Here is a 25,884-nt window from a genome sequence, read left to right as displayed (position 1 = left end):
TTTAGATCATAAAATTAAAACAAGGTTTCAGGTGGTATTTCCCCAAGTGTTTTCCCAAGCCCACCCGGAGAAATTGGTCGATTTCCAAATCACTCGGTTGACAAAATTTCCTTCCTACATGATTTGCCAGAAAGGTCATCAATCGGCAGCAGTGGGAGTGATTTTGCTAACAAAGCCTGAAGAATTTAATTCTCTAGATCCAAACAAAACTTGGAGAGTCGGAGTGGATTTTGGCACTTCGTTCACCCATGTTTACTATCAACCAGATCGGGGACTAGCCCAGCCACTAACTTGGGATCCTTTGTTGCTTAAAGTAACCAACACTGATGACAATGGGCGAGCGGCAGCACTTTATAGATATTTTAGCTCGCCAAAAGAAGAAGATTTTCCTTTGGCGACGGTGCTCACCACCGAGGGACATCGAGGTAACACCATTCCTATTTTTGATGGACGAATCTATATTCCTGAAGATATTTCAAATTTCGATTCGACTCAAGAGCATATTGAGACCGAACTCAAATGGCGGACTGGTGATATCCCCTACAAGGAGCTATTTTTAAAACATTTGGCTTTAGTGATTGCGGCAGAAGCGGCTAAAAATGGTGTTAGGAAAATCGAGTGGACGATTTCCTATCCTACCGCTTTTTCCAACAATTATAAAAGAATATATGAAGCAACATGGGCAAACATTATTAATGAGTTAGGTCAAAAAACGGGGATGACTCATCACTGCTTGCCGAAACAAAAAGGCAGGTATTACCGCTCTGAAAGTATCGCTCTGGCTCACTACTTTGAGTCTGCGGAAAAGCAATCGTTAGGTTATACTACTTGCATTGACCTGGGTGGTGGCACTGCGGATATCTCCATTTGGCAAAAAAATAGTATCATTCATCAATGTTCGATTAAGTTAGGGGGGAGACTCTTGTTCTCCCAATTTATCAAGCCTAAGTTTCTCGAAGAAGTTATCAAGTATGATCCTAAGAATGCTGATAAGGCTAACGACGACCAATCAGAAGTAAAAATTTCTGATGAAGAAGCCAAAGGTGAGGAAAAATTCTCTGCCAAGGTAGATACTGCGCTACGGCGAAAGAGTGAGCAATGGCTGAAAGATAAACGAAAGACGGAGCCAATCAACACTGACGGCAACAAATCGATAACGGAATTTGGGGAAATTATTCAGGGAGCCGCGATCGGGATTGCTGGTCTGTACTACTATCTGGGTATTATCCTCAAAGGTTTATTTGAAGAAAAGAAGATTGCTAGTCTAAAAATTACTCCTGTTCTGATTGGTGGCAACGGTTCTCGACTCTTACACTGGCTTGATTCTGGAGGTAAATTTACCCAAAATTCCGATATCAATAAATTGTTAAGTCGAATGCTCAGTGCAGGAGCCGGTATTGATGATATTCAACAAGAGACAGAGACTCGTCTGAGCAAGCAACCTAAAGCAGAAGTCGCTTGTGGCTTGGTGGCAGATCAGCAGCACACACAACTGACAGGCATGAATGCAGAAGATGAAAATAAGGTATTTGCCGGGGAACAATGTAAAGTAACTGGTAAAGCAAATGAAATCATCACTGTGGAGGCTAACCAACGAATTAGCTTCCCGAAGATAGTTAATAAATTTGAGGTGTCAGAGCTAACTAATCTTGAGGCTTTTCTGACAGCTTTTGACAATTCTGTAGAGCAATTGAAAATGAAAGAAATTATCCCGCCTCTGGGAGAATATCAGCGTAAAAAAATCTTGCCAAAAATCAAAAGAAAAGTAAAAATTGCTCTGGAAGACATTCATGGAGAACGCGACTATATCAGCACTGGAGAGCCTCCGTTTATTTTGGGATTAAAATGTCTGTTATGTTGTTTGGCGGGAAAAGACTAATGAGACAAATCAGAAAAGGAAAATTCAGCAATGTTTTATTAGCAGTCTTTCTATTAAGTCTGCTGGGTGGCTGCGGATATACCGGCAGCAAGCCCACACAAAAGAATCCTGATACTACAGCAACACCTACAGCTAACGAAATTGTGGGAAAAGAACCCACTATCGGATCTGATTTAGATGAATTAAAAGAGCAACTTAAGAATGTGCAAAAAACAATAAGTTTTGATGATTTTGCCTATGATAATTTCACAAAAAATTTAACAATATTTGACACAAAATTTAATGATTTTTTTTAAAAAAAACATTCCGAAAAATCAATCTAAAGCTAAACTTGCGGAAATTAAAAGTTTATTAGAAACGGTTAACAAAACTGTTAAGTCTATAGATCCTGATGTTAAGCCAGACGATAATGTTATAGAAAAACTCAACCAAAGTTTCGAGCGTATCGAAGCAAAACTGAATGCTTTGTCTCTGGGGACAACAGGTGCAACAAGCACTGAGAGTAAATCGTCTGCCAGCGATCAATTACCCAACGATTCCAACATAATACCACGACTGGATTCTATAGAAACGGTACTCAAAAAATTAGAGGAAAATAATCGTAAGCCAGCACAATATGATTTTGTTTATCTGGTATTTTCTACTTTTATATGTAGTACCATTTCTCTGGGATTGCTATTGATATTGCTGATGAAACAATTGGATAAGTCGAAGTTAGCAGAAGTCAAGAAAACCCCAGATGTTGATTCTGAGAATAAAACGAGTGAATTAAGTGAAATAAATAAATCAATCAATTCACTAAAAGATGAATTTAAAAACTTAGCTGAATCAAACAATAGCTTTCAGAGTAGCGTAATCACTAAAGAGGAGAGAGATTCCTGGAAAACTTCAATCGATGAGATTTCGCAGATGCGCGAACCACTACAAAATTTAAAGGATATTAAAGAATTATTGTCCTCAACTATTTCAGATGTAAATAAAAAAATTGAAGGGCTGAGTCAGCGAGAGCAAGAACTGACCAGCCAACAAAAAAAATTGGCTGATAAAATTTCTGAGTTTCTAAACAAAAAGCCAGATGAAAAGTCTAAAGAATTGTCAATTCAGTTAGATGACCTGTTGCCTAAAATTGAGGAATTGCAAAAAGCTTTAGAAACTGTAGAGACTTTGCCGTCTCAGTTAGAGACTCGGGTATCTGACATAATGAAGAAATTGCAACCAGAGCAAAAGGATCTGCTATCTCTGTTGAGGGATCTGCCATCTCAAATAATGGCGAAATTACAGCCAGGCTCAGATCATAACCAAAATTCCTCTAATCAAAATGAAAACAGTTTACCCGACGATGTACAACCAACTCAGCAGTATGATCGGGACAAGGAAAAGGATTTAACTGACTCGCCTGGTGAAACATTAAATGACGAAGATTCACAAAGAGATAGGGATGAAAAGCTTAATAGTTTGGCCGATCAATCTCAACCAGATGAAAATAACTTGAATAATGAAGAAGATGATCGCCATACAGAAGTGACTGACCTGAATAATATAGACAAGGCAGAGGAGGAAGAACAAGACGAACCAGAAGGATATAACCGGGTTCAAGAAACAAACCCTAATCCGCCACCGGCTGACAATTATAAACGTTCATCGGAGGTTATAGCACCGGAGGTTATAGAATGTGTTAAAACATTTAACGAATCCTCAGAAGAATTCTTTAAAAAATCTGAATATTCTGTTGTTTACGTTAAGTGTTCAAATTTTAGCGAAGCCCGTAACAATGGTGTCACCCCTATTCTGGGAACAAAAGAGGCCGATGATGCTCGCTATGTAGTTGTATCTTTACATAGAGATTCTTCTATTGTGGTATTATTTCCCAAAAAATCCAAAATAGGCAAGGAAACAGAATATAACACGATGGAATTATTATTTAACTGTCAGAAATACACGCGTGGATTCAGCAAATTTACCCTGATTAAACCCGCTAAAGTTAGCAAATTCGGGTCGAATCAATGGAAACTGATAGAAAAAGGTCAGCTTGAGTTTACGAGTTAAAGACTGAAATGGAGAACTTAACCAACTGACCTAAGCTATATTACACAGTCAAAAAGAAGCGCTTCCGCAAAGCGCGGATCGCTGCGCGAATCGCGGTTTTTCACGATGGCAAAGTAATTGGTTATTTTTATCCGATGAATGATTTAGAATCCGTGTCTAAAAGATGAATTAGCCAACGTCCTAGACAAAGTAATGGAACAAACGGGATGGGATGAAGCAGAGTTAGTAAAAGCGTTTACTGAGTAATTAGATTCAACGGTTTGTTCGCGAGGCAGAGCCTCTAGAAGGGCATTCCCAGGCAGAGCCTGGGAACGAGAGAACGAGAGAAACGAGAGAATAAGAAACCCGATTTCTAAATCAGTCGCGATCGCATTCCTCTGATAATTTGAGTAATTCTGCATAAAGCTCATTACGAATCCAAAATCCATGCACGATTAAAGCATCTAATAATGGCTTTACCTCTGCAATTAATCCCTGTTTTTTACTTGCCAGCAAAATCCCCAATAAACCAATCACCTTAATTCCAGACTGAATCGCTTTTTGTCTACCTCTGCGTTCATCCACAATCAGTCGATCTGCATTCAACTCCATTGCCAGAACAATCGCTTCCGCTTCACCTGGATCTAGGTTAGATTGGAAAGTTTTTAGCCATGACAAATTGCTAACTGATTTCACTTGAATCCAATCAAGATTTTTTACGGCTAAAGTAGCGGGATCTGTGGCTCCAGAGTTGAGAATTTCTTGATAAACCGCCACTGGAATCATCACCGTACCATAAAGCTGTTGCAAAAGATGCAACTGTCCGATCGCTGCTAGATTACTAATAGGGGAAGTATCGCTAACAATAATCATCGCCAATTATTTTCTGTTAAACTTTTGAAATCCTCTCTTAACTCAGCAATATCGTAGTGTAGAGGAATTTGACGACTCGCAAGTAACTTTTGAAATTCAAGCTGATTCATTTGGGCAAACCGACTGGCTTGAGCTAGGGTAAATCGCTCTTGTTGAAACAGCATAATGGCAATTTCTTGCAGCAGTTGCTCTTCAGACATTTCTACGTTCTGCAAAACTTCATTAGATATGACAATGGTCATAGCTTTTCATCCATGTTTTTAACTATTATATAGCAATTCTTTCCGGGGTTGTGGTAATTGTAGGGGCGATCGCCTCGTAGTCGCCCCCGCCATTTCTGTAGGGGCGAAGCATTCCGGCAAACAAATTATTGCTGAAAAGATTAGCCTGATACCGGAATGCTTCGCCCTACCGTGGTTCAGTAATCTGAAAACCGCTGTAGGGCGAAGCATTCGGGTAATTATTTTTACCGTGAAAACCCAGGATTAAATGCCGCGTAAGGGCGAAGCATTCGGGTAATTATCTTTACCGTGATAACCCAGAATTAACTGCCCGAATGCTTCGCCCCTACAGAGGTGTGTTTTCTATAAAGCAGCCGAAGAAACCCGGTTTCTAATATTTAATGATTGGCTGAATAAGTCTGTTTGCCCGATCGCCTCTTGTTGGCCAGTTTTCAACCATTTCACCTGAACCGTGCCATTAGCCGCCTCTTCGTCGCCTAAAATGAGGCAAACTACCGCCCCACTGCGATCGGCCCGTTTAAACTGCTTGCCAAAAGCACTACCACTCAGGTCTAACTCCACGGAAAAGCCGGACTGCCGGAGTTTTTGGGCGATTTTCAGGGCTTGGTGTTCCGCAGCGGTCCCGCGAGACACCACATAAAAATCGATCGCCGTTGTCTGGGTAGCATCAAGCTGCTGCAATAAAATAATCAAGCGTTCCAAACCGATCGCCCATCCCACTGCGGGAGTTTCTGGGCCGCCCAACTCTTGCACCAAACCATCATAACGACCGCCCCCGCAGACCGTTGCCTGAGCACCGAGGTCATCAGAAATAATTTCAAAAGCGGTGTGAGTATAGTAATCTAAACCCCGGACTAAACGGTGATTCAACTCGTAGGAAATCCCCAAATCATTCAGCAGGGTTTGCACTTGTTCAAAATGTTTTTGCGAGTCCGGGCCAAGATACTCGTATATTTTCGGCGCACTTAGGGCAATTTCCTGAGTCCTTTGATCTTTACTATCCAAAATTCGCAAAGGATTACGAGTCAGGCGATCGCGGGAGTCTGGGTCTAATTCTTCTTTATATGGGGTCAAATAATCCACCAACGCTTGCCGATAACGCTGCCGGTCTTGGGAATTGCCCACAGAATTTAAGGCTAAATGCAGATTTTTCAGCCCCAAAGCTTGCAAAATATCCGTAGCAATAGCAATAACTTCCACATCAGCGCGGGGGTCTGCGGTGCCGATCGCCTCAACACCGATTTGGTGAAATTGCCGTTGTCTCCCTGCTTGGGGGCGTTCATAACGAAACATCGGCCCAGTGTACCAGAGACGTTGTACCCCACCTTGACCATGCAGCTTATTTTCAATAAAAGAACGCACCACCCCAGCAGTGCCCTCTGGTCGCAAGGTAATCGATCGCTCCTTGCGATCGCTAAAAGTGTACATTTCCTTGCCCACAATATCGGTAGCTTCCCCGATACCCCGTTCAAACAGGGCAGTTTCCTCAAAAATCGGCGTCCTAATTTCCCGATAAGCAGCGCGGTTGAGAATTTCTCTCGCGGTTGCCTCCACTCGTTGCCAATAGCCAATTTCTTCCGGCAGGATATCCCGCGTTCCTCGTAAAGCTTTAATCGTACCCATTCAAATGTTAGATTCTATTACTTTTACTCTTATGTTTAAGATTTCGGTAGATTTCAGAGATCGGCTTGAGATTGCCAGCCAAATATCGAAAAAATATTAGCTAAGTTTAGCAAATCTACCTCACTAATTAGCAATTAGCAATTAGCATTTAGCATTTACGTCGCTCGACCATCAACCATCAACGATCAACCATCAACGATCAACCATCAACGATCAACCATCAACGATCAACCATCAACGATCAACCATCAACGATCAACCATTAACAAACCTGCCAATCTCCAAAGCGATCGCCATAATACTGCAAAATTTGCTCAACCCGTTGGCGGTCTGCTGCGGAAATCTCTGGAGGATAAGAAATCCACAAACCCCCCACCTGGCTTTGGGAATAATCAAATTGTGGGGAAGTTTGTGGCATCAAACCCGCTTGCACCCCAACCACTTGACGGATATGGGCTAAAACTTCCCGATAAACCGCCAAAGGCAGTCGGGGAATTTGATACTGTAAACGATTTTGTCCGACAGTTTGATTGGTCATCTCACTCATCTAGGTCGAATTTGACTTTTATTCAGGGAATTTGGCTCACGAATCCATTGGGCTGACTTCGGTAGTCACCGCTTGAGTTGTCAGGGTGTCTGACTCCTCTGGCATATTCTCAGTAGAATCACTGATATCCGTTTGTGGCAGCACGCAGCAGTTCACATCATCAATGCAAACTTTGCCACTTTGCAGGGCCCACCGCACCAAAGCCACGCGGTTGCTGGTTTTGGTTTTGTTCAGAATGTTACTAATATGGTTGTCTACGGTTCGTTTGCTGATTTCCAGCCGCTCGGCAATTTCTTGGTTAGTTAAACCAGCCGCGACCTGTTCAATGACTTGTAATTCCCGGTCAGAAAGGGTTGCATTGTTTTGAGAATCCCCGTCAAGCATAAGCATTTTCTATATCTGTATATCTGCTTAGATTTTAATATTTATACCCTAGTATCCGCAAGGCTGGTGTTGAATTCCCTAAATTTCCGGTGAAACGATCGCACCAACGGGCAAAATATCGGCACAATATCGGCACAATATCGGCACAATATAAAGTAAAGCCCTGACGATCTGATGGCGTTTTCCATAACTCCAGATAGATCGGGGGTTCCCATCACAGAGACGGCACAGGACTTAATGATGATGCGATCGCACTTGCCTAATCATCCTTTCACTTTATCTTGGAGACAAGCACTCAGAAGAATTCTGGGCTTAACTCTGGGCTTAATTTTATCTGCCCTATTCTGGTTGCCCGCTTCCGTTTGCCTTGCTCAGGAGTTATCCCCCATCAACCAGCCGCCTCAAACCGTGGTCACGGAATCAGAAATCAGTCCCCCGATTTTTGATATCAACAGCATCCCCTCGGAAAAAGTCAGCCAATTTATCCAAGCCTATTTACAAGTCTTAGAGTTAATTGACCGGCGCCAAGGAGAACTCCTCGCTGCGGAGACTGGAGTAGCATCTCAGGGTCTGGAGAAAGAAATTGAAACCCAAGCTGAGGAAATTATCCAGCAAGCGGGCTTATCTAGGCAAGAGTATCTACAGCTTTTAAGTTTAGCCAACATCGATCCAGAATTTGGCGAACGCATTGCCATTGGTTTGCAAGAGGCGAAGTAATTAGCGGGGGAGCGGCGGTTCGGCCCTTCGGCTGCGCTCAGGACAGGCTTCGCTCACCGACCGAGGAGCACAGGGGCAGAGGAGAGAACAATCAACAATCAACAACCAACAAACAACCAACAACCAACAACCAACAACCAACAACCAACAAATAACTTTTCCTCGATGACCTGTTACCTTTAATCTGTATTGCAATGCAGGAGTATCGCCATGAACTATCCCCGTGTTCTATGTCTCGGTGAAGTTTTGTTTGATTTGTTGGCGGATCAAGCGGGTCAACCCCTTGAAACAGTGAAGTCTTGGACACCTTATCCCGGTGGAGCCCCGGCAAATGTGGCTTGTGCTTTGGTGAAATTGGGTGTTTCTGCCGGATTTGTCGGTTGTGTGGGCAAAGATGAACCAGGGGAGTCTCTGGTGCAACTGTTGGCAAAGGAGGGAGTTGATTGTCGAGGCATTCAACGCCATGAGACAGCACCCACTCGCCAAGTTTATGTGCTGCGATCGGCAGAAGGCGATATTGCATCCGCAACGAGGAGCGATCGCACCTTTGCCGGATTTAAGGATGCCGCCCCTGACGAATTTGCGGATACCTATCTCAGCGCCAAGGATTTGTCGGTGGAGTTGTTTGAACACGCTGAATTTCTGGTCTTAGGTACTTTAGAAATGGCCTATCCCCACAGCCGTGAAGCCATTAATCGGGCTTTGAAACTAGCGGATATTTATGATGTCAAAGTGTTATTGGATGTGAATCGACGGGATGTGTTTTGGCCGAATCCCGAAGAGTCCCCCGCATTGATTGCTGAATTGCTCAAAAGAATTGATTTTTTGAAAGTCACCGTAGAAGAAGCGGAATGGTTATTTAATACCACCGATCCGGGGGCGATTACTTATCGTTTAGATGGAATCGAAGGGGTGTTAGTGACTGATGGGAATAAAGGCTGTGCTTATTGCTTGGGGGAAAATGAAGGAATCCTGCCCGCTTTTGATGTGAATGCGAGCGATACCACTGGGGCTGGGGATGGTTTTGTTGCGGGAATTGTGCAGCAAATTTGCCAGCATGGAATTAGCAGTTTCCAAGATGCGGAAAAAGTTAAACTTATGGTGCAATTTGCAACGGCAGTTGGAGCAATGACGACGCTGAAACCAGGAGCGATCGCCGCCCAACCAACCCGGGCAGAAGTGGAAGCTTTTTTAGCTAGTCATTAATCACCATTAATCACCGTTAATCACCATTGACGATGTTGCGATCGGGGCGATTTTTTGAGCAAATTCATTAACTAGAAGAATGACCCATTCAGAAGCTTGGGGATTGCCCACCCCATATTGCCCCGATTTTAGGGATTGATTGATAATTTTACTTTGATAATTTCACCTTAAATCTAATTGAATATGGCCATAGAAATTGAACGCAAATTTTTAGTTAAAAGTGATGAGTGGCGATCGCTCGGTTCCGGTGAATTGTATGCCCAAGGATATATTGCCAACGAAGCAGGTAAAACCGTCAGAGTTAGAATTGTGGGCGATCGCGGTTATCTAACCATCAAAGGCCCAGGAAAAATGGGTGGGGCAAGGCCAGAATTTGAATATCCCATCCCGATAAAAGATGCCCAAGAAATGATCGAAACTCTCTGCAACCAGCCGGTAATTGAAAAAACGCGATATAAAATATCCCTGGGAGAATTAATCTGGGAAGTAGACGAATTTCATGGCAACAATCAAGGGTTAATCTTAGCAGAAGTCGAGCTAAACTCTGAAGATCAAGAAATCACCATTCCTGATTGGATCGGGGCCGAAGTTACGAGCGATAGGCGTTATTTTAATGCCTATTTAGCCGAACATCCCTATCAAGAATGGGGCATTAATTAATCCTTTTTTTAATTATTAAGCACAGATGATTAACCACAAAGACACAAAGGACACAAAGTAAATAAAATTATCTCTGTGTTCTTTGTGTCTCTGTGGTTAAATTCAAAGGATAAAATTAACCAACTTCTGCCAAAATATCTTGGGCATGAGTGGCGGTATTTACTTTATCAATCACTTGGGAAATTTTCCCTTCGCTATCAATAATATAGGTGACTCGTTTGGCATAACCTCCACCATCTACATCGTAAGCTTTGGTGATTGCCCCATCCACATCCGCTAATAATTGAAATGGCAAACCATATTTTTCCGTAAAGGCTTTGTGGGAGGCTTCATCATCCATGCTGACCCCCAGCACAACCATATCTTTTCCTTTATATTCATCATAAGAATCTCGGAAGCTTTGGGCTTCTTTGGTGCAACCAGGGGTGTCATCTTTGGGGTAGAAGTAAAGCACCACAGTTTTGCCCTTAAAGTCAGAGAGTTTCACGGTGTTGCCGTTGGTATCTTTAACCGTAAAATCAGGAGCAATTGTGCCAGCCGTTAAAGCCATAATTCTGATTACCTAATCACCATAATAGTTCGTCTGAGAATTATATCAGGTTTAGGAGAGTTGGTGGGCAATGCCCACCCTACTTAATCTTATTGTATCAATAAGTTTGAGCGATGGCAGAATTAATGGCAGAATTAAATCATCCCAGGAGTTTTAACCCGTGGGATGATTGGATTTTTATTCCCCTGAATCCACTAAATCTACTTTTACCTCACTAGATAAGTGGCGAAACCAAGTGAAATATAAACCAATGGAGAGCAAAATTAATGCCAGGAGTAAAATTCCGAACTGTTCCCACTGTTTGGTCACGAACATCATGCCAGTCATAAATAAAACTAACTGCCAAGGAACCGCAATCAATGTGGCTAAAATATCTCGCTGATTTTCGCGGTTAATTTTGGCTTGAATGTTGTCTGGGAGATTTTTTCTGATGGGATGCCAAAATCCAAAAGGTCGGGTAATTTTATAGAAATTATCCAAGACATCATGGTCAGTAGGAGGGGTCAACAAGGTGCCGAGAATACAGCCTAATAAAGAAATAGAACAGGGAATCAGAAAGTTGAGTGATTCTGGTAATTGTACGCCGCTTAATTTGATGGCGATCGCCCCAATCATACCAGCTAAAGTTCCTACAGCAAAGCCGTAGCCATTAAACCGCCACCAGTACCAACGTAGTAGCAAAGGCATAAACAAACCTGAAGCAAATGCTAGGGTCAGCCAGCCCCAAATATCATTAATATTCACCACGGGAAAACTAAACAGCAAGCCTAGGAATACAACGACAACTGAGGCCAATTGACTTTGAAATATCAGTTCATTTTTAGAGGCATCGGGCTTAATTAATCGTTGATAAATATCCTTCAACCAATAACCAGCACTCGCATTAATGATTGAGCTAAAAGTAGACATCGCTGCGGCCATCAAAGCCGCGACCAATAACCCTTTCATCCCCACGGGTGCATAAACTTCAATTACCTTGGGCAAAACCAATTCTGGATCGGCAATCACTTCGTTGGTTATGCCATAATGAATGCCTAAAATGGCAAAAGCCGTGACCAAAGGCCAACGAAATGAAAGCAAGAAAATCCAGAATAGGGAAAGTAAACCTGCTTCGCGATCGCTCTTCGCGGCAAAATACCGTTGACTCATATAGCCACCCACCCCGCTAACCCCTTCCAGAGAGGTTTTCAACAGATAGAAAAAGATGGTGACACCGAACAAATTATAACTGGAATATTGACCTGGTAAGCTGAGTTCCATTGGGGGGAAAATATTACTCCAATCCGTCAAGGTAGTGGTAATTTGTTGAAATTTATCATGGGCTAAGGGTACAGAAATAGCAAATTCAGCGGGTAACGTCACTGTTTGTAAAGCCACTGTGCAGATATAAATAATCGCCGCAAAAATCAATCCCCCTTGCACAACATCAGTCCAAATTACTCCGTAAAAACCGCTAACAGCAGTGTATAGCATCGATACGAAGATCATAAAAATTGCGGCAAAACGGTCATCAATTCCCAATAATAGACCAAAAAATTTACCCCCACCTACGGCAAAGTAACTAATAATCCAAATCGAGATCACTAGATTAGCTACTGCACTGATTAAACGGGCAAAATTTCCTTCTTTTCCCGAACCAAACCGCAACTGCATCCATTCCGCTAGGGTCATCATTTGCGATCGCCGATTCCACTTGCCCATAAAAATCATAAAAAATGCCATCACCAGGACAATGCCACCCCGAATTTCAATAAAAAATCCTTTCGTTCCCAAGGCGTAAATCAAGGCAACAATCACCATTGTTCCCGATAGATCGATACTGGAAGCCATACCCGAAGCCCCCAAAGCCCACCACGGTAAATTGCGATCGCCCAAAAAATAAGATTCGATACCTTGTGAAGCTTTGCGTTGGAAAAACAATCCCAACGCCACAATCGCCAATAAATAGGCGATGACAATCACATAATCCAAGATTTGCATAAAACTCCCGATTAATTCAACAACTGTAGGGTGGGCATTGCCCACCCTACTACGGAATCAACATAACGATATCAACATGGCGATAAATTATTCAACAGCATAAACCGCGATATCATCAATAATAAATTCCGTTGACCATTGGCCATCGATATTCGCCAGAGAAAAGAATAGATAATCCAGGTCGTTAAACAACAAGTTGTAAGGGGTATAAGTAGCCGCCCGACTCCGAGAACCCTGGCGAAACACCAACAAATCACTCCTTCTTAAATCACCAACTCCCGGTCTAGCATAATAACTAATTGAACCATCGGCATTAAAAGACATCCCGATAGTCCACCATCCGGTGCGAGTATATTGTGTTTCCGTGGCCATCACATCTTGACCTTCGTTATCAGAACGCACAACGATGCGGAAATGATCGTTATTGCCATTCTGATCTTGATTCAACCACAACCAAATACCGGGCCAATAGTCCACAGACCCCGGCTTTTCCCCCGGTTTATGACCACTTGCCCCGACGCGAAACCCGATATGATACCCCTGGCGCTTTTCCCAATCTTTCAGGGGCGGTAAATAAATCCGGGTCACGACACTCAATCCTTTACCCACTGGCGTATTGGCGCCAGTTCTGCCGTTGGCAACGTGAAGCAAATCATCTTGCTGTAAGGTGCCTTCAGTTCGTCCAGGAGCCCCAGAATTCCGCGTCTGTAACCGCAAAGCAAAATTGCTACCACGGAGTCCCCTTCTCGGTGTGTTCACCTGTTCCACCATATCGGGATGTCCCCGGACTGTCCCTTCTTGCCATCTGCCATTCGCCGAAACTCCCAGGGGTGGGTTGCCTGCGGGAATAATATTTGTCCACCCTGACCCTGGGTCATAATATTGGTTATGCAATTTGGGATTGTTGTAGTTATAAGTCCACCCCGGTTCTTCAAAGTTGTCGCCATATTCAGTCAAACGCCGTCCCGATCCCGGAGGGGGATCCGCCCAGGCAGCCGGGGCGAACGAAAGAACTGCGACAAGTGCCCAAAGAATTTTCATGTTTGCGATTTTTATGATGGTGGGTAATGTATATGAAGAGGTGTATGCCTGGGTGTTCCGATTGGTATTCCCACGAGGGCATGAAGCGAAGCTATCCCCTAGGGAATCGCGCCAACCCGATCTGAATTTTTCCCATTACCGGATTTGCGGGATATCCTCAGAAAATTATACAAGCTGAATCTAGTCAGACCCTGGGGAAAAACATTCTGAGATAATCAGGTCACAGGCAATATCAAATTATGTTAAGCTATAGTAAAGTCGCGATAAATCCCGGAAAATGAAAATTTTCAGGAAAATTTATCGATTTAAATTTATTTAATAAAAACTTTCAGTCAGGCACCAGTCAATCCGGCAAAAGTGGATAATTGCAATAGACCTCTTAATCTCCAGTTTTTTTGGGCGATAATAAATAATCAAAGGTTTAGATAAATTTATTTTTAATTTATTTAAAAATAAATTTATTGAGCTTTGAAATATTCAGCATTATCTTCTTTGGTTCAGGTAATAAGGGGCATTTTTTTTAGAAAAATTAGCCAATTTGTTGGAAAAAACCACCCATGAAAAAAATTTTAATTATCGATCGCGATCGGCTGTTTCTGTCCTGCTTAACGGATTTTTTAGGCTTTGAATTTAAAATTAAGACGGCTGATGACGAGTTTCTGGGAATCAAATTAGCTCAACAATTTGAGCCAGACTTGATTATCTGTGACCTGAAACTGCCAAATTTAGAGGGCTATCAGGTGTTAAAAACTCTGCGCGAACACCGGAGTACCGCCAAAATTCCTTTTGTCTTCTTATCTTGTTGTTCTGAATGGGAAGAGCGCGATCGCGCCTTAAAATTAGGTGCAAATGCTTATTTAAGTAAACCCGTGCGTCTGCGTAAATTATTAGCCACCATTGAGGAACAACTGGAAATCAGAGAACTCACCCCCATCCCATAGGGTCTGGCAGGGCACACAAGACCTAGCAGCAGCAAGAGCACTAACTCAAATTGACCCTGGGTGCTTATGCTTGCCGTGTGTCTATTTTTGTGCGTCAGACTTCTCAGGATCGCCATTTAAACCGATTGATTAACGTCTCACCCCAACGGGCTGATCTCAGAAGACTTCTCAATTCCTCAGAAAAAATGGGTCTATGCAATAGCCCACTTGAATTCATCACAGTGTATCTGTAATAATTAAGCTATGAGTCAGAAAACAATCCGCGCAATCACTTATCTCATCTTTTAAGACCAGTTGTTTGGTCAACGGTCTGTACAGACCATGGGGGTCATTTGCCCAACTCAAACAAGCCGAAATAATAATGAAAAATTAATTTTTTTGGTAAAAAAATAAAGTTTGCCTCTGGTTGATTATTGAACCAAAGCTAGGGAAACCTGCCAGATTTCCTCTAGCTTTTTTTTTGCCAAAAATCAGGCATAAGCGATAAAAGCCGAAGCCCAAGCAGAGAGAAAATTCGCGGTTCGCGCCCTGGGGAACAGCCCATCCTCACCCCTGATTGCTTTTGATTGCCTTTCCGCCAAAAAACTCATGGCTTTTTGACTAACTTTTTGAATAGCTTTTTGGATAAATTGGATATTGGCAATAGACTATTGGCCGGTTGATTGATTAATTTGCCATAATAAAACTATCGGGAATTTGCCGCTTGGATCAATTCGGCTAGGGTACTGAAATCATTGGCCTAGACTTATCCTTAAGCATTGGGGTGATTTCATTGATTTTGACATCGTGAGTAGTGAACTGATTCTCGGTGAAAACCTGATTTAAACTCTGGTTATTTTTAAGCAACGGCTAAGGAAACTCATCAAGTTTTCTTAGCTTTTTTTTGTCGGCAATAGTCGGCATCGGCAATAGTCGGCATCGGCAGTAGTCGGTAATATCGGCAATAGTTATGAGCGATCGCCCTCTAACCGCTACTCCTAAACAGCAAATCCACATTTCTAAATCTTTGACTCCAGGATGTTAAGCTAAAAAAAGCCCCGTGGAGAACCAAGTGGAGAACCAACTTGTCCAAGAACTTGCCCAAGCACTTGCCCATGATTGACCAAAATAATCATAAAACCTATTCAACTCCGGGAGTTGTCCAACATTATGCCCAGTTGAAACAATTACAACCCGCCGAAACCACCATTCTGAAGTGGCTGAAACCGCGACTATCGCAGATGAAAATGCTCGATATGGGGGTAGGAGGAGGACGCACCACTCAACACTTTGCTCCTCTGGTCGGGGAATATATCGGCATCGACTATTCGCCGCAAATGATTGCCGCTTGTCAGAAAAGATTTTCGGCCTATTCTCAGACCATCCAATTAGAAGTTTGTGACGCCAGAAATTTAAGTCAATTTCCCGAAAATTATTTTGATTTTATTTTATTTAGCTTTAATGGCATTGACTATATTTCTCACGGCGATCGCCTCCAGGTATTTGAGCAAATTCGCCGCGTCGGTAAGTCCGGAGGATATTTTTATTTTTCTAGCCATAATCTTCAAGCAATGGCACCGGAATTTAATTGGCAAAAACACCTGAGTTTTAACCCGATCAAAACTTATGTCAACTTAGTTATGTGGGGGTTTTTGCGGTTATGCAATCCGGGCATTACCTGGGATCACCTAAAATCTTCTGGCTATGCCATCCTCAGAGATGAATCCCACAATTTTCGCTTGCAGACTTATTATATCCGCCCCCAAGAACAGGTACAGCAAATCACCCCCAATTTTAGGGACATTAAAATCTATTCCTGGAAAACCGGCTTAGAACTGACCAGCGAAAGTGATTTATATTCTAATGATGATATGTGGCTTTACTATCTCGGCGTCATTCAGTGATAATCATCTTCGGATTCATCGAAGAGTCCATGATTCAACAGTGATTTAACATTGATGCAACATTTCAAAATTGCAGGAAAAAATTATGGCCACAGATATCACAGCAACCGAAGTAAAAGACCCCAAGCAGACAGTTTTAGGGATTGATCTTGGGGGAACAGCGATTAAACTGGGAAAATTTACGGCTGAAGGGAATTGTCTGGCCTCATTATCTGTGCCAACCCCCCAACCTTCCACCCCGGAAGCGGTTGTAACAGCGATCGCCCAAGCAGTGAGCAAAATTGACCCCCAAGGAGAAAGTCTAGGCATTGGGCTGGGGACTCCAGGCCCGGTGGATGCCAGCAAACGCATTGCCAAAGTTGCTATCAACCTAGCCGGTTGGCACAATGTCCCCTTGGCTGATTTGCTGGAAAAACACACTCATAAACCTGTGGTTTTAGCCAATGACGCTAACTGCGCGGGAATGGGAGAAGCTTGGTTAGGGGCAGGGCAAGGATTTCGGAATTTCATCCTCCTAACTTTGGGCACGGGGGTCGGTGGGGCAGTGATTCTGGATGGTCAACTGTTTACCGGCCCAATGGGTACGGCTGGTGAATTGGGCTTAATCACCATCAATCTTTATGGCCCAGAATGTAATAGTGGAAATCGCGGTTCTTTGGAACAATATGTCGGTATTTCGGCTATTCGCCACCAAACGGGACTGGAACCGGAAAAACTCGGTCACATGGCAGAAGCAGGCAACCGCCAAGCTTTAGAGTTTTGGGAAACTTACGGACATTATTTAGGGGCAGGTTTGGCCAATTTGATCTATGTTCTTGGCCCAGAGGCGATCGCGATCGGTGGGGGTATTAGTGCCAGTGCCAAATATTTTTTACCGTCAACTTGGGCGGAAATCGAACGCCGGGTTTTACCAGAATGTCGCCTCGGTTTGCAACTATTACCAGCCCAATTAGGAAACCAAGCGGGTATTGTCGGCGCCGCTAAATTAGCATGGCAAAGTATCAGTAGGGTGTAGGGTGTAGGGTGTAGGGTGTAGGGTGTAGGGTGTAGGGTGTAGGGTGTAGGGTGTAGGGTGTAGGGTGTAGGGTGTAGGGTGTAGGGTGTAGGGTGTAGGGTGTAGGGTGTAGGGTGTAGGGTGTAGGGTGTAGGGTGTAGGGTGTAGGGGCGATTCGCGAATCGCCCCTACAATATTTTAAGCAATAAACTATCTGCCGGAATGCTTCGCCCGTACATTAATATTTTAGGCAAGAAATATCTGCCAGAATGCTTCGCCCCTACAAGTATTTGTGGTTTATTCAATAGAAAATTGCTATAAAGAAAAAAAATCCTTTCCACAGTTCTGTGGAAAGGGTTATCTCTACATAGCAATCATAATTCCCCTAAAAATTGCACTTTTATCGCCATGACCAGGCAGCGTAACCAAGCTTAGGTCTAAGATTCCCAGGGATTATCCAACGCTTCGGAATCCGTTGGTTCTTGGGCTTCAGCACCTCTAGGGGTAATTTCCGCACCCGGTTGATCGGAATCCAGGACAGAAACTTTCACCACTTTGTTAATCACTTCTGGGGCTTTTGGTAAAGTTAGAGTCAAAATCCCTTCTTCATAATTGGCTTTTACTGCGGTATTGGCTACAGCAAATGGCAGAGAAACCATTCGGCGGAACTCAGCCCCTCTAGGAAATTCAGACCGGAAAAATTGGGATTTGTCGGTTTCGGGTTTGTCTAGATAAGTTCCCGAAATTAACACCGCTTCTCTAGTGACTTCAATATTTAATTTGGCTCGGTCAATTCCCGGCAGCATCGCTCGGAGTAGCAAACTATCGGCGGTTTCTGCCAATTCGACTAGAGGACGAACGGGAATCGGTCCAGGGGCATTATAAGAGTCATCTAAAGTTTGCTCGATTTGACGATAAATTTTATCCAGTTCATTCAAAGGAAAAGTCATTAATCTCATCATGGTTGGGCCTCCGAGCTTTTTTGATTTAAAATAAGTTTTGATTCGGTCTTTTGGGTTGGCGTTTTGCTCTTTACAGTTTCTATATTGCCGAATATTTTAGAGTTTGAAAATCCAGAAAACCCTACTTTTTTCTATGTGCTTACCACACCTATGAATCCTCAGAGATTCAAGCTGGGACGGTTTTCCCCCCTGTTCCACCGGAAAACCGTCCGTGGGATGAGTCAGCAAGCTGGAGGCGAGGAGAAAACGAGTCAGAAATAGCGGATAGGGAATAGGCGATCGCGACAAAAGATTACAGCCAACCCCGCAGAAAATAAATGAACATTCCCAGGTATTCTTTTAAGACTCTTGTGGTGATGACGAGGTTTTCCGCATCTGGCATCAGATTAAGCACAGTTGCCTCCCAGGTCTCACCCTCAGATGCTAATGGGTTGTCAATAAATACAAAGTCGGTGGGAACGGGGATGGTGTCGATGCCTTGTTTTTTGAAGATTAAATACGATCGCGGCATATGAGTGGCGGATGTCACCAGTAACACGGTTTTCAGATTGTACTGCTGCAAAATTTGCTTGATTTTTACCGCATTTTGATAGGTGTTCAGGGAAGAGTCTTCTTGGATAATGGCGGATTTTGGCACTCCCATTGCGATCGCTAATTCGGTCATATCGGCTGCTTCTGACCCTTCAACGCCACCCCGCCAAGTCACCCGACCCCCAGAGAACAATAAAAAAGGGGCTTTCCCTTCTTTGTAGAGTTTGGCCCCATACAAGGGGCGATCGCCGGCTTCATTAACTTCGACCCAAGGACGAGGGGCAAGATGAGGACGGGTTGCCCCCCCTAAAACCACGATCACATCCGCTTGTGGGATGGGATTTGGGGGTAAATGCCGAAATTCCAGCGATCGTAATAAGGCGCTGGACAGCCAACCATTGCCCCCTAAAATGAGGACGATGAAAGTCACGCCCAGCAAATAGGGAACCCACCGAGGACGCCGCCAAAACAAAACCAGGGTAATGACCAGCAGCAGGCAAGCTAAACCTAGGGGATAGAAAAATAGGGGTAGAAATTTTGAGAGAAAGAAAAACATTTCAACTCGATTAGTCAATAAAATTGCCACAAGGGACAATATAGCATTCCTATATTAATTCAGAGGGAAACTCCAGCCCTAAATCATCTCTCAAACTTATAATTCCTTATGTTTAGATTTTAAATACCAATACAAATTAGCCACTGCGATATTGGATTGATAGTCAAGAATATCGACTCAAGCCAAGTTCAAGCCAACTGTCTGAAATCATCGATATTTGTAATATTTTATTGAGTTAGTTTGATTATTGCCTATATCTGGCAGATACCGGCTTTCTTAAAGCAACCCGGTATCTACGATCGACCAACCACCAACCACTAAACCAAGATTTAATTAAGAAACTCGGTTTATGATCTCGATTTGTTCAACGGCATTGCTGATAAGTTCTGCCCCTTGAATAATATCGGATTCAGTGGTAAATTTTCCCAGTCCAATTCTCAGGGAACCTTCGATCGCTTCTGAAGGTAAACCTAATGCGGTTAAAACATGGGAAGGAGTTTCTACCCCAGAGGAACAAGCGGCGCCAGTGGAAATGGCTAATTGATGGCGGACTCTGGCAATAATCGCATGGTTGGGAATTCCAGGGATAGATATATGCAGATTACCAGCTAGTCGAGAGGCGCGATCGCCATTAATGACTAAACCAGGAATTTTTTCTTGTAATAAGCTTTGCAGGCGATCGCGCAAATGAGCAATTTTTGCCTCATCTTTGGCCATTTCTAACTGTCGCAGTTCACAAGCTTCTCCTAACCCGACTATTCCGGGAACATTCAGGGTTCCCGATCGCATTCCTTTTTGATGCCCGCCACCAAAAATTATCGGTTCTAGGTGCGTTCCTTTTCTGACGATTAAAGCCCCAGAACCTTTGGGGCCATATAATTTATGGGCAGAGATGGCCAGATAAGTGATATTAGAGGCGGAAAAATTAATCGGGATTTTTCCGACAGCTTGGGAGGCATCACAGAGAAAGGGGATATTATAAGTTTGGGCAATTTTTCCAATCTCTAATATGGGGTAAATATTGCCGATTTCATTATTGGCGGCCATGACGCAGATTAGAGAAATACCGCTGCGACAGATTTGTTCAATTTCGCCTAAATCTAATCGACCTTGTTGGTCAATTGACAGATAAATAATTTCCGATAGTCCTTTTTTAGCTAATGCCTGACAAGTATCTAAAACCGCTTTATGTTCAACCGGAGAAACGGCGATAATTGGGAGTTTAGATTGTTGGTGATTTACCGATAAAATATGCCCTTGTATAGCTAGATTAATGCTTTCGGTGGCTCCAGAGGTAAAGATAATTTCTTTGGGTTTAGCGTTGACTAATTGGGCGATTTGTTGGGCGGCTTTTTTAATCCCTTGTTCGGCTTCATCTCCATAGCTATGGTCGATGCTGCTGGCATTTCCATAAGCGTTGGTCATGTAATGTAGCATTCGGTTGGCTACTCTGGGGTCAACGGGGGTAGTAGAGTGATAGTCGAGATAAATTGGCTGAGATTTCATTATCATATTCGGTTCGGATGATTTTTTTAATAAAAGCGCTATTATTTTAACAAGTTATTATCAATAAAATTGATAAATAAATGTTAAGCTTATGCTAATTTATAAAAATATATGCTAGACTAAAGATAAAAATTTACTCCGACTATTTTAGGAGGAGATTATGCAAGCAACAAATCAGCAGGATATGGGTAAAGTTTTTACAACGCTGACAATTATTAATCGCGCTGACCAAATTCGCGCCGAAGATGGGACAATTTCACCGGCAGAAGTGCGATCGCTCACCTTGGAAAATGTCTTAGTTGATACCGGGGCAACGACTTTATGTTTACCCCCAGAGGCGATCGCGCAATTAGGCTTAAAAATCCTCAAAGAAGTCGATGTAGCTACGGCAATGGGGATTGGTAAAGCCCGCATTTTCCAAGATGCAAAAATATCCATGTTTGACCGAGAAGGAACTTTTGAGTGTTTGGAGTTACCGGGAGGACATGACCCGCTTTTGGGAGTAATTCCCTTAGAATCTTTGGGGTTAGAAGTTGACTTAAATCGTCAAGTATTGAAGCCGTTGCCCATTAGTCCCACGGAAACTTATTTAACAATTTTGTAGGGTTGGCAATTTGAAAAAATTGGTAAGAAACCAAGAAACTAAGAAACCGGGTTCTCCGTTGCTGTTGCAACATAGCCGAGATTTAACAAAGAAACCCGGTTTCCGATCCCAGGCAACCCATCAAGAAACCGGGTTTCTGGGATAATTTCTGCAACAAGCGCCCTCGATTGAACCAAGAAACCCGGTTTCTGAATTTGTCATATAATCAAGAAAATCATTTTATAATTTGAAAAACAACAGAGAATTCAATGGAACTTTGTACAGTCGAAATAGGCAACACATCTTATAAAATGCTGCAAGAACTAGCTGCCCGTTCTGGGGAATCAATCCCGCAAATTCTGGATAAGGCGATCGAGCAATACCGAAAACAGAAATTTTTGGAAGAAGCTAATCAAGCTTACACTGCTTTACGCAATAATCCAGAAGCTTGGGCAGGAGAAATCGAAGAAAGAGAAGCCTGGGATGTTACTTTAGCTGATGGTTTAGAACCATGAATTTATTAAAACCATCACGAGGGGATATCTGGCTAATTGATTTGAATCCAACAAGGGGTCACGAACAATATTCGTAGGGTGTGTTAGGCGCTCAATAAACTCTCAATTATAACGAGCAAATTCTAATAGCGCCGTAACGCACCAACCACAGATTAGGAATGTTTGCAGATATTTGCTGATTAAATTGTAGATTCCCCGAAGGTGCGATTCCCGCTTCGGGATCTGCTCTCGCGAATCGCGCTTCAACTACGCAATCAATCAAGCAACCAAGAAACCGGGTTTCTGGGATAATTGTTGCCACAATAACCAAGATTTAAATAAGAAACCCGGTTTCTGAAATATAGGCGATCGCGCTTACTCTCCTGATAATTGGAGTAATTCTGCATAAAGCTCATTACGAATCCAAAATCCATGCACGACTAAAGCATCCAAGAATGGCTTTACCTCTGCAATCAATCCCTGTTTTTTGCTTGCCAGCAAAATCCCCAATAAACCAATCACCTTAATCCCAGATTGAATCGCTTTTTGTCTGCCTTTTCGTTCATCCACAATCAGGCGATCTGCATTCAACTCTATTGCCAGAACAATCGCTTCCGCCTCTCCTGGATCTAGGTTAGATTGGAAAGTTTTTAGCAATGCCAGATTGCTAACTGATTTCACTTGAATCCAATCAAAATTTTTTACGGCTAAAGTAGCGGAATCTGAGGCTCCAGAATTGAGAATTTCTTGATAAACCGCCGCTGGAATCATCACTGTCCCATAAAGCTGTTGCAAAAGATGCAACTGTCCAATGGCTGCCAGATTACTAATGGGGGAAGTATCGCTAACAATAATCATCGCCAATTATTTGCTTCTAAACTTTTCATATCTTCTCTTAACTCAGCAATATCATAGTGTAGAGGAATTTGGCGACTGGCAAGTAACTTTTGAAATTCAAGCTGATTCATCTGAGCAAACCGACTGGCTTGAGCCAAGGTAAATCGTTCTTGTTCAAACAGCATGATGGCAATTTCTTGGAGCATTTGCTCTTCAGACATTTCTACGTTTTGTAAAACTTCATTAGAGATGACAATTGTCATAGCTTTTTCTCCATGTTTTTAATCATTATAGCATATTGGTAGGGTGTGTCTTTGCGCTTAATTAATTCTCAATTCTAACCGACTAATTCTAATAGCCCCGTAACGCACCAACCACAGATTAGGAATGTTTGCAGCTATTTGCTGATTAAATTGTCGATTCTCTGAAGGTGCGATCGCGCAAGGGATCCGCTCTCGCGAATCGCGCTTCAACCACTCAAGCAAGCAACCAAGCAACAAAGAAACCGGGTTTTTGGGATAAGTTATGCAACATAGCTGAGATTTAACCAAGAAACCCGATTTCTGAGCACCGATAACTACTGCGAATATCGCGCATAATATTTTTGCAAAGCTGCCTTAGCCATTTTTTGCAATTCGGCTTTATCTTGATCGGTTAGGCTACGCCATAGAGGTTCTGAAAATTTTAAAATCGTCAGTTCTTTAAGACGGCGGACAAATTTGCGCCGCTCAAATTTTTCAAAGGGTTTGGTCAGCATAATCCCCTCAATTTCGTTATCTGATAGTTCAGCAACACGGGACATTTTTTTCTTTTTTCCTTCCACGACTAAACCTTCCGTCAATCTTTGTTGATAAAAGTCTCGAAAAAATCCAGTCAGTTCTGTAGTTTTAATCCGACCAGCCGCGTCAGCGAGTTTGAGTAATCCTAGCAGAAGGACAGGTTTATAGGAAGTATTCATATCCATTCTGCTCACGAAATCAAAGAACCTTTCTTTGATATCTTCATTGGTTAGGGGAGCAATGTTAAAGGTGCTTCTAATTTCCTCTAGTCGATCTTTTTTAAAATAGTGATAGACTCTATTCCCCAGTTCAATGGTGTGGTCTGGGGTGATGCGATCGGATTCTACCCAACGTCTAACAACGCTTTCTCCAATCCCTAATGCAGCTTCTAATTCACTGGCTTGATACATTTCTTTGACTTCATCTTGCCAACGAAAGATATCAACAGGTTCATAACGATCTACCCAGATATTAAGATTTAGTATCACCACTGACTTTTCTCCTTGATCTATCTGTCGTTTTTCTTCTTCTATCATTTTATCTGGAGCCGCAACCAGTCCCCCTGGAATATAGGAATTGTCACCAAATAACCGATGGGCATTCATGGCTTGAGCATAGCGATTGGTATTATCAATAAAATCAAAAACTAATAAATAATTTTTTCCCGGTGCAGGGCGAGTTCCTCGTCCCAACTGCTGAATATAAATCACTTTGCTCAGGGTTGGGCGTGCCATTAATAGCACTTCGGTTTCCGGTGAGTCCCATCCCTCATTTAAAATATCGCAGGCACAGAGAACTTGAATCTCACCTGCTTGATATGCATTTAATATTTCTTGCCTTTGATCGTGTTTCATTCTGCCAGAAACATGGGCAGCTTTAACCCCTCGTCTCTGGAATTCCTCAGCCATTTGTTCTGAGTGTTTGACATCAATACAAAAACAAACTGCCCGTTTGCCTAAAGCATGATTAACATAAGTTTCAGCAATGAGGCGATCGCGACTAGGAATAAAAAGATACTGACCTAAATCGTTGCTACGGTAATCAACTCCGTTAAACCGAATTTTAGTTAAGTCAATATTTGTTTGAACTCGCACACAGCGAATTGGGACGAGTAAACCTCGTGCGATCGCCTCTGACAAATCTAGGCGATGGGCATAATTTTGAAATATCTCAATCAATGACTGGCCATCATGTCTTTCTGGTGTAGCGGTTAATCCTAAAATAAATTTAGGTTGAAAATAACCAATGACTTTCCGATAGGTTTCAGCGGCAGCATGATGGCCTTCATCAATAATAATATAGCCAAATTCCTTCGGTTCAAAATTATTTAGATTGGCTGCCATTGTTTGAATCGTTGACAGGACAATCTGTGTATTTGGTTTTCCCTGATTTTTGCGATAAATAGCGGAACTAGCATCAGGCCATATTTCGGCAAATCTTTCTTGAGTTTGCGATAGGAGAGGAGTTCTATGTGCTAGGTAAAGGGTTCTCAGTCCTAAACTCTTCGCATCAGACAAGGCAATATGAGTTTTGCCTGTACCTGTTGCATGAGTTAATAAGCTGATGGTCTTGCCTTCATTTCTCAATTTTTGCAGTTCTTGTAAAGCATCAGTTTGATGTTCTCGTAAAGAAACTTCACCCCCTTCTTGTCGGGGCAAAAAACCATCAAGGGTTCCTTCGGCAATCTCGCGTTCAAGAAATAGCAGCAATTGTTCTTTGATTCTTTCTATATCGATCGCTAACTGAACATCTGTCCATCGATAGACTTTCCATCCCTGATATACCAAGCTATTTTGTCGCAGAAGTTGATCGCGATAGCTTTCAGCATCAACCATTTCACCTCCTGGAGAATGCCAGACCTCACCATCGATCTCAAAAGCATATTTATCCAATCTGGAAATAAAGGCAAAATCAATTAATCGTCCCGTTCCATATATATCGATCGCTGGATACTGAGGAATTAGTAATTGAGTGCGTTCAAAGCCTAATGCTTCCTGAAAAATATTGACAAATAAATCTTCACTGCTACTACTCTCAGCAGCCCTTTCTGTATAAACCGGATCGTTCGGCATCGAGTTTGATTGAGTCATC

Annotated in this window: 26 protein-coding genes; 11 read left to right on the top strand and 15 right to left on the bottom strand. The window is 42.7% G+C overall.

Going from position 1 to position 25,884, the window contains the following annotated elements:
- The first annotated feature begins 157 nt into the window (after positions 1-157).
- From ABWT76_RS03470 to ABWT76_RS03460, 3 genes are read left to right on the top strand one after another with little or no spacing between them, the layout of a single operon-like run.
- On the top strand, positions 158-1,879 hold the full coding sequence (locus ABWT76_RS03470) for a hypothetical protein (protein WP_354635643.1): 1,722 nt from the start codon (positions 158-160) through the stop codon (positions 1,877-1,879).
- Positions 1,879-2,175 (top strand): hypothetical protein, encoded by a 297-nt coding sequence (locus tag ABWT76_RS03465; RefSeq protein WP_354635642.1) that lies wholly within the window; start codon positions 1,879-1,881, stop codon positions 2,173-2,175. The genes ABWT76_RS03470 and ABWT76_RS03465 overlap by 1 nt, the downstream gene beginning before the upstream one ends.
- Positions 2,147-3,925 carry a hypothetical protein gene (locus ABWT76_RS03460; RefSeq protein ID WP_354635641.1) on the top strand — a complete coding sequence of 593 codons (1,779 nt, stop codon included), beginning with the start codon at positions 2,147-2,149 and terminating at the stop codon, positions 3,923-3,925. Before ABWT76_RS03465 ends, ABWT76_RS03460 begins: the two co-directional genes overlap by 29 nt.
- A gap of 357 nt (positions 3,926-4,282) precedes the next feature.
- On the opposite strand, the gene ABWT76_RS03455 is transcribed toward ABWT76_RS03460, so the two are convergent.
- The 5 genes from ABWT76_RS03455 to ABWT76_RS03435 form a co-directional block, all read right to left on the bottom strand.
- Positions 4,283-4,777: a DUF3368 domain-containing protein gene (locus ABWT76_RS03455; protein WP_054469565.1), complete on the bottom strand. Its 495-nt coding sequence runs from the start codon at positions 4,775-4,777 to the stop codon at positions 4,283-4,285.
- The gene (locus ABWT76_RS03450; RefSeq protein WP_054469566.1) at positions 4,774-5,019 is read right to left on the bottom strand and encodes a UPF0175 family protein; all 246 of its coding nucleotides are present in this window, start codon (positions 5,017-5,019) and stop codon (positions 4,774-4,776) included. The genes ABWT76_RS03455 and ABWT76_RS03450 overlap by 4 nt, the downstream gene beginning before the upstream one ends.
- A gap of 342 nt (positions 5,020-5,361) precedes the next feature.
- Positions 5,362-6,642, bottom strand: coding sequence for a histidine--tRNA ligase (hisS, locus tag ABWT76_RS03445; protein WP_190880362.1), 1,281 nt, complete (start codon positions 6,640-6,642; stop codon positions 5,362-5,364).
- A 262-nt stretch (positions 6,643-6,904) separates the two neighbouring features.
- A complete protein-coding gene (locus ABWT76_RS03440; RefSeq protein WP_054469568.1) occupies positions 6,905-7,180 on the bottom strand; it encodes a hypothetical protein in 276 nt (91 codons plus the stop codon).
- Positions 7,181-7,225: 45 nt separating this feature from the next.
- Complete coding sequence (locus ABWT76_RS03435; RefSeq protein ID WP_190880372.1) at positions 7,226-7,573, bottom strand: helix-turn-helix transcriptional regulator; 348 nt, start codon at positions 7,571-7,573, stop codon at positions 7,226-7,228.
- Between the two features lie 174 nt (positions 7,574-7,747).
- Between ABWT76_RS03435 and ABWT76_RS03430 the strand changes: the two genes are divergently transcribed.
- The 3 genes from ABWT76_RS03430 (at position 7,748) to ABWT76_RS03420 (ending at position 10,156) form a co-directional block, all read left to right on the top strand.
- Positions 7,748-8,290, top strand: a complete 543-nt coding sequence (locus tag ABWT76_RS03430) for a DUF4168 domain-containing protein (RefSeq protein ID WP_242050080.1) — start codon at positions 7,748-7,750, stop codon at positions 8,288-8,290.
- A gap of 210 nt (positions 8,291-8,500) precedes the next feature.
- A complete protein-coding gene (locus ABWT76_RS03425) occupies positions 8,501-9,496 on the top strand; it encodes a carbohydrate kinase (RefSeq protein WP_054469570.1) in 996 nt (331 codons plus the stop codon).
- Between the two features lie 183 nt (positions 9,497-9,679).
- A complete protein-coding gene (locus ABWT76_RS03420) occupies positions 9,680-10,156 on the top strand; it encodes a CYTH domain-containing protein (RefSeq protein WP_054469571.1) in 477 nt (158 codons plus the stop codon).
- 115 nt (positions 10,157-10,271) lie between these two features.
- Here the strand turns inward: ABWT76_RS03420 and ABWT76_RS03415 are convergent, their stop codons facing one another.
- The 3 genes from ABWT76_RS03415 to ABWT76_RS03405 form a co-directional block, all read right to left on the bottom strand.
- On the bottom strand, positions 10,272-10,706 hold the full coding sequence (locus ABWT76_RS03415) for a peroxiredoxin (protein WP_054469572.1): 435 nt from the start codon (positions 10,704-10,706) through the stop codon (positions 10,272-10,274).
- A 177-nt stretch (positions 10,707-10,883) separates the two neighbouring features.
- A complete protein-coding gene (locus ABWT76_RS03410) occupies positions 10,884-12,686 on the bottom strand; it encodes a sodium:solute symporter (RefSeq protein ID WP_054469573.1) in 1,803 nt (600 codons plus the stop codon).
- Between the two features lie 87 nt (positions 12,687-12,773).
- Positions 12,774-13,727 (bottom strand): hypothetical protein, encoded by a 954-nt coding sequence (locus ABWT76_RS03405; RefSeq protein WP_054469574.1) that lies wholly within the window; start codon positions 13,725-13,727, stop codon positions 12,774-12,776.
- 557 nt (positions 13,728-14,284) lie between these two features.
- Here ABWT76_RS03405 and ABWT76_RS03400 point away from each other — a divergent pair.
- Positions 14,285-14,668 (top strand): response regulator transcription factor, encoded by a 384-nt coding sequence (locus ABWT76_RS03400; RefSeq protein WP_190880359.1) that lies wholly within the window; start codon positions 14,285-14,287, stop codon positions 14,666-14,668.
- Positions 14,669-15,517: 849 nt separating this feature from the next.
- Here the strand turns inward: ABWT76_RS03400 and ABWT76_RS03395 are convergent.
- Complete coding sequence (locus tag ABWT76_RS03395) at positions 15,518-15,664, bottom strand: hypothetical protein (protein WP_156332030.1); 147 nt, start codon at positions 15,662-15,664, stop codon at positions 15,518-15,520.
- A 68-nt stretch (positions 15,665-15,732) separates the two neighbouring features.
- Between ABWT76_RS03395 and ABWT76_RS03390 the strand changes: the two genes are divergently transcribed.
- Both ABWT76_RS03390 and ABWT76_RS03385 read left to right on the top strand, forming a co-directional pair.
- Positions 15,733-16,551: a class I SAM-dependent methyltransferase gene (locus ABWT76_RS03390; protein WP_354635640.1), complete on the top strand. Its 819-nt coding sequence runs from the start codon at positions 15,733-15,735 to the stop codon at positions 16,549-16,551.
- An 85-nt stretch (positions 16,552-16,636) separates the two neighbouring features.
- A complete protein-coding gene (locus tag ABWT76_RS03385; protein ID WP_354635639.1) occupies positions 16,637-17,566 on the top strand; it encodes an ROK family protein in 930 nt (309 codons plus the stop codon).
- A gap of 416 nt (positions 17,567-17,982) precedes the next feature.
- Here ABWT76_RS03385 and ABWT76_RS03380 read toward each other — a convergent pair whose 3' ends face one another.
- From ABWT76_RS03380 to ABWT76_RS03370, 3 genes are all read right to left on the bottom strand, one after another.
- A complete protein-coding gene (locus ABWT76_RS03380; protein WP_082349058.1) occupies positions 17,983-18,507 on the bottom strand; it encodes an Hsp20/alpha crystallin family protein in 525 nt (174 codons plus the stop codon).
- Between the two features lie 292 nt (positions 18,508-18,799).
- Complete coding sequence (locus ABWT76_RS03375; protein ID WP_313890689.1) at positions 18,800-19,612, bottom strand: YdcF family protein; 813 nt, start codon at positions 19,610-19,612, stop codon at positions 18,800-18,802.
- A gap of 315 nt (positions 19,613-19,927) precedes the next feature.
- Complete coding sequence (locus tag ABWT76_RS03370) at positions 19,928-21,100, bottom strand: cysteine desulfurase family protein (RefSeq protein WP_354635638.1); 1,173 nt, start codon at positions 21,098-21,100, stop codon at positions 19,928-19,930.
- Positions 21,101-21,260: 160 nt separating this feature from the next.
- Here ABWT76_RS03370 and ABWT76_RS03365 point away from each other — a divergent pair, with 160 nt between their 5' ends.
- Both ABWT76_RS03365 and ABWT76_RS03360 read left to right on the top strand, forming a co-directional pair.
- Positions 21,261-21,704: a retroviral-like aspartic protease family protein gene (locus ABWT76_RS03365; RefSeq protein WP_354635637.1), complete on the top strand. Its 444-nt coding sequence runs from the start codon at positions 21,261-21,263 to the stop codon at positions 21,702-21,704.
- Positions 21,705-21,952: 248 nt separating this feature from the next.
- Positions 21,953-22,198 (top strand): hypothetical protein, encoded by a 246-nt coding sequence (locus ABWT76_RS03360; protein WP_354635636.1) that lies wholly within the window; start codon positions 21,953-21,955, stop codon positions 22,196-22,198.
- A 354-nt stretch (positions 22,199-22,552) separates the two neighbouring features.
- Here the strand turns inward: ABWT76_RS03360 and ABWT76_RS03355 are convergent, their stop codons facing one another.
- From ABWT76_RS03355 to ABWT76_RS03345, 3 genes are all read right to left on the bottom strand, one after another.
- Entirely contained in the window at positions 22,553-23,035 is a 483-nt protein-coding gene (locus tag ABWT76_RS03355) for a DUF3368 domain-containing protein (protein WP_354635635.1), read from the bottom strand.
- On the bottom strand, positions 23,032-23,277 hold the full coding sequence (locus tag ABWT76_RS03350) for a UPF0175 family protein (RefSeq protein ID WP_354635634.1): 246 nt from the start codon (positions 23,275-23,277) through the stop codon (positions 23,032-23,034). Before ABWT76_RS03350 ends, ABWT76_RS03355 begins: the two co-directional genes overlap by 4 nt.
- 314 nt (positions 23,278-23,591) lie before the next feature.
- On the bottom strand, positions 23,592-25,883 hold the full coding sequence (locus tag ABWT76_RS03345) for a DEAD/DEAH box helicase family protein (protein WP_354635632.1): 2,292 nt from the start codon (positions 25,881-25,883) through the stop codon (positions 23,592-23,594).
- Position 25,884 lies beyond the last annotated feature (1 nt).

The sequence above is a fragment of the Planktothricoides raciborskii GIHE-MW2 genome (assembly GCF_040564635.1).
Lineage (GTDB): Bacteria > Cyanobacteriota > Cyanobacteriia > Cyanobacteriales > Laspinemataceae > Planktothricoides > Planktothricoides raciborskii.
The sequence above is the reverse complement of the archived record's forward strand: the minus strand, read 5'-3'. Positions and strand labels throughout refer to the sequence as shown.